Below are 5,758 nucleotides of genomic sequence, written 5' to 3' on the forward strand. Positions count from 1 at the left end.
CCGCGGTGGCCGCCTACTTCGCCGACGCCCTCCGCCGGGGCGACGACCGCTGGAGCCCCCTGCCGGGAGCGCCACGCCTTCGCGAACTGGCCGACCGGGCGGACAGGTTGGCGGACATCACGCAGGACCGGGCGGTACGGCAGCTCGCCGACACCATCCGGCAGGCGGGACACCTCGAGTGACCGTCCCGCCGGGCAACCGGTCGGCATCACCCCCGGCGGCTGCCCGCGCTCGGACGAGAGCGCCGGTACAGCACCGCTCCGGCGGTCAGGAGAGCCAGGCTCGCCACGCTCGGTACCCAGGGGTTGTCCGCTCCGGTGTGCGCGAGAGTGGCGGCCGCTTCCGGCTGTACGGCGGCGGGGGAACCCTCCGCCGCCGAGTGCGCCTCGGCCGGGTGCGACGACTGGTGAGGGACCCGCGGCGTGGACGGTACGGACCGGTCCTCGGACTCGTTGGGACGGTCGACCGGGCCGTTGACCGACTCGTTGCCGAAGGCGGGATTGCCGATACCCACCAGGTTCGCGCTGTTGCCACTGAGGTTCACGGGCAGATCAATCGGAAGCTGGACGTTGTTGCCGGAGACGACGCCCGGCGAGCCGTGGGCGCTGCCGTCGGCAGCGGCCCCGCCCGGCGCCTCGGACGATTTGCCGCCCCTGGCCTTGCCGCCCTCGTTGGCGCAGCGGTTGCCCATGGCGGGGTTGAGGAGGCCGACCACGTTCAGGGTGTTCCCGCACACGTTCACCGGGACGTCCACGGGCAACTGGATGCCGTTGCCGGAGATCAGCCCGGGCGAGCCTTCTGCGGAGCCGTCAGCGGTGGAGTCGGCCTGCGCCGGCCCCGCGACCGCCATCGCGCCGGAGGCGACGGCGACGGCGATCACACTGTTTCGGATAGCCCGTTTCATGGGTCCCTGCCCTTCAGAGATGGCGCGGGCACTCACCCGCACTCGGTGAAACATGCGTGAAACCGTGGAAGTAATGGTTTTTCAGTCTTTTGCCCGGAACGGGGTTGTGTGCGTACACCTGTTGGGGCCCGTTCGCGCGGCAGGCCGCTCCACGGAAAGACCCTCGCCCCGCACCGAGAGCGTCTCGGCGCAGGGGAGGGTCAAGGCCGCCTGCCGGGCGGTGAAGTCGGTCAGAGGGCCTGGTTGTCGCAACCCATGTCCGAACCGAGGTGGCTCTGCTGCGCACCGGGATTGCCCTCGCCGTTCAGCAGGTTGCCCGCCAGGCCGTTGAGGGCGCCGACGCTGCCGAGCACATCGATGTTCATGTCGTGCGAGCGGCACTCGATGCCCTGAGTGATGTCGAAGTCGTTGCCCGGCTCACCGTGTGCCAGGGCGGTACCGGCGCCGAAGGAGCCGACACTGCCGAGGATGGCGCCCACGAGGACTGCCTTGTGGAACGTGCGCATGAAATACTCCATTTCGAGTGGATGGGGTCTGCAACAGATCGAGCTGGGATGCGGTGGTCGAGGCGCGGGCGGCCGTCAGCCGAGTCGGGGAAGCCCCAGTTGGCCGACGGGAGGCGCCGCGAGCTGCCCCAGGCCGACCGGAGCCAGCTGCGGCGCGCCCGCCGACGCGAGCTGCGGGTTGATGAGCGGGTTCACCTGCGGGTTGACCTGTGGGTTCACCTGAGGCGTGACAGTCGTCGGCGGCTCCGGCGCGAAGGTCTGGGGGACGGCCAGCTGGGGGGCGACCTGCGGCATCACCTGCGGCATGACCTGGGGCGGCGCGGGTGCGGGTGCCGGTGCGGCCGGTGCCGGCTGCGCGGGTGCCGCCTGCTGCGCGTACGGCGAGGCGGAGGCCTGCGCCGATCCCTGCGACGAGGCGGCGGCATAGCTGGTGTGCTGAGGTGCCTGCTGGTAGGCAGGTGCCGGGGCGGCCTGCGGTGCCTGCTGGTAGACGGGTGCGGGCGCGGCCTGGGGGGCCTGCTGAACGGGTGCGGGCGCGGGCGCGGCCTGCGGTGCCTGCTGGGGTGCGGGCGCCGGGGCGGCCTGCGGCGCCTGCTGGTAGACGGGTGCAGGCGCGGCCTGCGGTGCCGACTGGTAGGCGGGCGCCGGGGCGGCCTGCGAAGCCGGGTTGTCGGGAGCCGGTGCCGGCGGGGGAGTGATGGGAGAGTCGGCATGGCTGATGCCGGTGCCCATGGCGGACAGACCGCTGGCCGCTGCTACTAGGAGCACGGCCTTGTGAAGCTTGCGCATGAAACTCTCGGCCCTTCATACCTGAATAGGGAGTCCATTGCATTGAGTGCGGTCACGCGTGCAGCCGGTGCGCTGCTCCCAACTGCACGGTCAGCAGCGGTGATCCCGAGTGGCACGCGGACTTCGCATCAAAGCCGGCAGCGACTCGCCTCACCCACTTCAGGTCCACGACCGCTGCCCTCTCCCGGTTGGAACGAGGACGCCTGGCCGTGGTCACGGAATCCCACGGCCCGTCACCCGTTTGCCGCTTGGGGGGCGCGTGTCGCAACCCGTACGCCGTTTGCGGCAAATGGGTGACCACGCCCCGGCGCCCGTATCTGCGTCTCTTCTCGTGTCGTTCCCCACGGGGCAAGGACGCTGGTCCATCGCAGTCACTCAGGGCAGTGGAAACAGCTGCAACTGCGCTGCCGTATCAGGGTTTCCCCAGATTTTCGTGCACAGGTCAATGAAGGGCCGAGAATTCAATGCGCAAGCTCCAGCAAATCGCGCTCGTCGTCGCAGCAGCCGGCGGACTGACCGCCGTCGGGGCAGGATCGAGCTCTGCCGTCACCCCCGTCGCCCTCAACGGGGCTGTGCCGCCTCCCGTTTCGCAGCCGGACGCCCAGGCCGCCACGGCCACGTCCGCTCAGGCGACCACGCAGAGCTACGGCTCGCCGACCGCTCAGCAGCCGGCCCCGCAGCAGTCGGCCGCGCAGCGCGGCACCCAGGTTGCACCGCAGCTCAACCCCCAGCTCAACCCGCAGATCAACCCTCAACTCTCCTCCCCGGCCCCGCAGACGGCGCAGACCGGGCGCATGGCGCAGAGTGTCGCGCCGGCCCAGAACAACCTGTTCCGGCCGGCCCAGGAGTGCAGCCCGCAGTCCCTGCTCGACGCGAACGTCCCGGTCGCGGTGCTCGCCGCCTCCCAGACCCGGGGCATCGAATGCACCCAGGCCAACAGCCAGTCGAACGCCCTCTCCAGCGCCCTCGCCAACGCGCGCTAGCTCTGCGCACGCGATACGACTTTGGGGTGTTTTCGCGCCGAGATCACGAAATCGGCGCGCCTCTGACCGTTTTGAGATACTTCGCACTAATCTCTTGTAACTGTAAGGAGTCGATCTGTTACAGATCGCACCCATTCACTCTCACCGGAGATGACATGCGCAAGCTTCGCAACGTTGCCGTCCTGGTCGTTGCCCTCGGCAGCATCGGCCTCGTGGGTGGCACCGCCCACGCTGACGGTCATGGCGGGAAGGACGGCGGGGACAAGTTCAAGATCACGCAGAGCTCCAGCTGCCGCTCGCACGACCTGAACCTTGACGTCCTCGGCGAGGTCAACCTCCTCGGCGGCGTGCTGGGCAACGCCCTCAACGGCGAGGGCAACCCGGGTGCTCAGTCCACCGACATCGGCTCCACGATGGGCTGCAACAACAGCGCCTTCTGAGGTTCTGACCGGCGCCCAGGCGCCGAACTCCGCGAATGGTCCCGGCGCAGGGCCGGGACCATTCGCGTGCCGCCAGGCCTGCCAGGCGGCGATGGTTTCGTCGATCAACACGGATCGCGTCCACCTCACTTCACCGGAGATGACATGCGCAAGCTCCGCACGGCTGCCGTCCTCCTCGCCGCATTCGGGAGCATCGGTCTCCTGGGTGCCGGCACCGCCCACGCCGACCAGGGTGGGCACAAGGGCGGTGGCGACACTTTCGACATCATGCAGACCAGCAATTGCACGTCGCACGACACCAACGTCGACATCCTCGGCGAGGTCGGCATCGGCAACGGCCTGGGCGGCAACCTCCTGAACGGCGAGGGCAACCCGGGCGCCATGAAGACGTCCATGGGCTCGAGCATGGGCTGCAGCAACACGGTCGGCAAGTAAGAGCCACTCTTTCCCCGGTGCCCCGAATCGCTGACGGGGTACCGGGGATTTTCGTTTCGTCGGCAGACCTTCCGCAAAAACCGAAATGCCGGGCCGGGAATCATCCCGGCCCGGCATTCGCCGTCATGCTCAGAACTCGATGTGCGGCCTCTTGAACTCCTTGGGCTTCTTGTACTCCTTGGGCAGGGGAGCGTTGTTGGAGCACTCCACGACCGGCCCGACGCTCGTGGCCCCGCCCTCGAGCATCTTGTCCTGCCAGTCCGCCATGTGCGGCTGGTCCGACGTCGAGCAGTCCTGCGCCTGCTTGACGATATGCGCGTCATCCTTGTCGATCTGGGTCTCGCTCTTGCGAATGCAGATGGTGTCACCCTGCGCGGTGGTCGCGCAGTTGCCGTCGTCCGCGTAGGCGTACGGGGCGCCGAGGCAGATCGCGGCGAGACTTGTGACGAGCCCCGAGACGGCGGCGATCTTCTGCGCAGTGAACATGTGCGGTATTCCTTTACGACGGAGGCCCGAGCGCACGTGCCATCAACGGGTGTGCGCTCGAGCCCGAGAAGGTCGAAACAGACGGCCGCAGCCCGGACGCGTGCCCTGATCGAGCGGCGCGTCCGGGCTGCATTCGCCACGGGGATTCACTCAGCACACCGTTGAACCCGCTGAAGCGGTGCGGGACCGAGTCGTTGAGTTCGTGCAATGTGCGTCAGGCTTCCCAGGAACGCGGGTGCGTCCGTTGTGGCGCTGTGCGGATGGGCTTGCGGCAAGGTCTTACTCTTCGCCGTGCTGCTCCTCCGGCTGAGCCTCGGGCTGGGCCTCGGGCTGCTGAGCCTCCGGCTGAGCCTCGGGCTGCTGCTCCTCCGGCTGACCCTCCGGCTGGGCTTCCGGCTGGCCCTCGGGCTGGGCCTGCGGCAGGGTGTAGTAGTCGCCCCCGAAGGCGACGGCGTTGGCCGACGAGTTGGCCACGGCGCTGATCGGCGGAGGCGCTTCGCCGTTGTCGCCGGCGAAACCGACGCCGGCACCGAGGGTGGACAGCCCCGCAATCGCTGCCGCTACGACTGCAGCACGCTGAAACATACGCATGGTTGACCCTTTCTCACCCGGGCAGGACCGCCCGGCTTGGCTACTCAATGTGAGCATATACACACACTGTGTAGCTATCGAGGATCTCCGTTCCCCATGTCGCGTCGTCGGTTTGTGGAGCTCAGCCCAACAGGCCGGTCTCCTCCGGTGCGGTGCCGTTCGCGTCGGGTGCTGTCAATGCCGGGGCGTTACAGGTCACCTCGGGGCCGAGCCGGGCCCTGCCGTTGCCCAAAGCGGAGGGCAGTGTCACGGGCTCAACCGGCTTACAGGTCTCCTGGTGGGGGATGACGCCGTCTTCGGGAATCACTCCCGTGATCCGCTGGGTGCAGGTGAAACCGAAGAGGTCGCGAGTGCAGTTTCCCGGGCCCGCCGCGGCATGCGCCTGGGTGGTGCCGACGCAGGCCATGAGGAGGCCCCCGGTCAACGCCGAAAGGGCCGCGATCTTCCTTCTGTTGAACATCTGATGCGTTGTCCTTTGTGGGGGTCCTGCCGAGTTCAGCCCTGGAAGGCGGTGTTGAACTGGCCGCAGGTGGTGGCCGTGGTGGTCGCGAGGCCGAGCACGCCGATCGGGACGTTGTTCTCGGCCACCGTCTGCGGACTGCATTCCTGGTAGGGGCGGTAGAG

Annotated in this window: 9 protein-coding genes and 1 pseudogene; 4 read left to right on the forward strand and 6 right to left on the reverse strand. The window is 68.5% G+C overall.

The genetic code is table 11. The features are described 5' to 3' along the window. Positions 1-182: pseudogene (locus tag JF597_RS50005) on the forward strand (VWA domain-containing protein); the annotation flags it as partial. A 26-nt stretch (positions 183-208) separates the two neighbouring features. On the opposite strand, the gene JF597_RS50010 reads toward JF597_RS50005, so the two are convergent. The 3 genes from JF597_RS50010 to JF597_RS50020 all read right to left on the reverse strand — a co-directional run bounded on the left by JF597_RS50010 (position 209) and on the right by JF597_RS50020 (position 2,199). Beyond that, complete coding sequence (locus JF597_RS50010; protein ID WP_294012841.1) at positions 209-904, reverse strand: chaplin; 696 nt, start codon at positions 902-904, stop codon at positions 209-211. 230 nt (positions 905-1,134) lie between these two features. Continuing rightward, positions 1,135-1,410 (reverse strand): hypothetical protein, encoded by a 276-nt coding sequence (locus JF597_RS50015; RefSeq protein ID WP_069764232.1) that lies wholly within the window; start codon positions 1,408-1,410, stop codon positions 1,135-1,137. A gap of 75 nt (positions 1,411-1,485) precedes the next feature. Next, on the reverse strand, positions 1,486-2,199 hold the full coding sequence (locus tag JF597_RS50020; protein WP_294012847.1) for a hypothetical protein: 714 nt from the start codon (positions 2,197-2,199) through the stop codon (positions 1,486-1,488). Between the two features lie 464 nt (positions 2,200-2,663). Between JF597_RS50020 and JF597_RS50025 the strand changes: the two genes are divergently transcribed. The 3 genes from JF597_RS50025 to JF597_RS50035 all read left to right on the forward strand — a co-directional run bounded on the left by JF597_RS50025 (position 2,664) and on the right by JF597_RS50035 (position 4,057). Further along, positions 2,664-3,182 carry a hypothetical protein gene (locus tag JF597_RS50025; protein ID WP_294012850.1) on the forward strand — a complete coding sequence of 173 codons (519 nt, stop codon included), beginning with the start codon at positions 2,664-2,666 and terminating at the stop codon, positions 3,180-3,182. Positions 3,183-3,337: 155 nt separating this feature from the next. Next, positions 3,338-3,622 (forward strand): hypothetical protein, encoded by a 285-nt coding sequence (locus tag JF597_RS50030; protein WP_062049489.1) that lies wholly within the window; start codon positions 3,338-3,340, stop codon positions 3,620-3,622. 144 nt (positions 3,623-3,766) lie between these two features. Next, positions 3,767-4,057, forward strand: a complete 291-nt coding sequence (locus JF597_RS50035) for a hypothetical protein (RefSeq protein ID WP_069764235.1) — start codon at positions 3,767-3,769, stop codon at positions 4,055-4,057. 129 nt (positions 4,058-4,186) lie between these two features. On the opposite strand, the gene JF597_RS50040 is transcribed toward JF597_RS50035, so the two are convergent. From JF597_RS50040 to JF597_RS50050, 3 genes are all read right to left on the reverse strand, one after another. Further along, a complete protein-coding gene (locus tag JF597_RS50040) occupies positions 4,187-4,543 on the reverse strand; it encodes a hypothetical protein (protein WP_294012859.1) in 357 nt (118 codons plus the stop codon). A 279-nt stretch (positions 4,544-4,822) separates the two neighbouring features. Further along, entirely contained in the window at positions 4,823-5,134 is a 312-nt protein-coding gene (locus tag JF597_RS50045) for a hypothetical protein (protein ID WP_069764236.1), read from the reverse strand. 121 nt (positions 5,135-5,255) lie between these two features. Next, the gene (locus JF597_RS50050; protein WP_294012863.1) at positions 5,256-5,594 is read right to left on the reverse strand and encodes a hypothetical protein; all 339 of its coding nucleotides are present in this window, start codon (positions 5,592-5,594) and stop codon (positions 5,256-5,258) included. Between the last annotated feature and the right edge of the window lie 164 nt (positions 5,595-5,758).

The organism is Streptomyces sp., assembly GCF_019510245.1.
Lineage (GTDB): Bacteria > Actinomycetota > Actinomycetes > Streptomycetales > Streptomycetaceae > Streptomyces.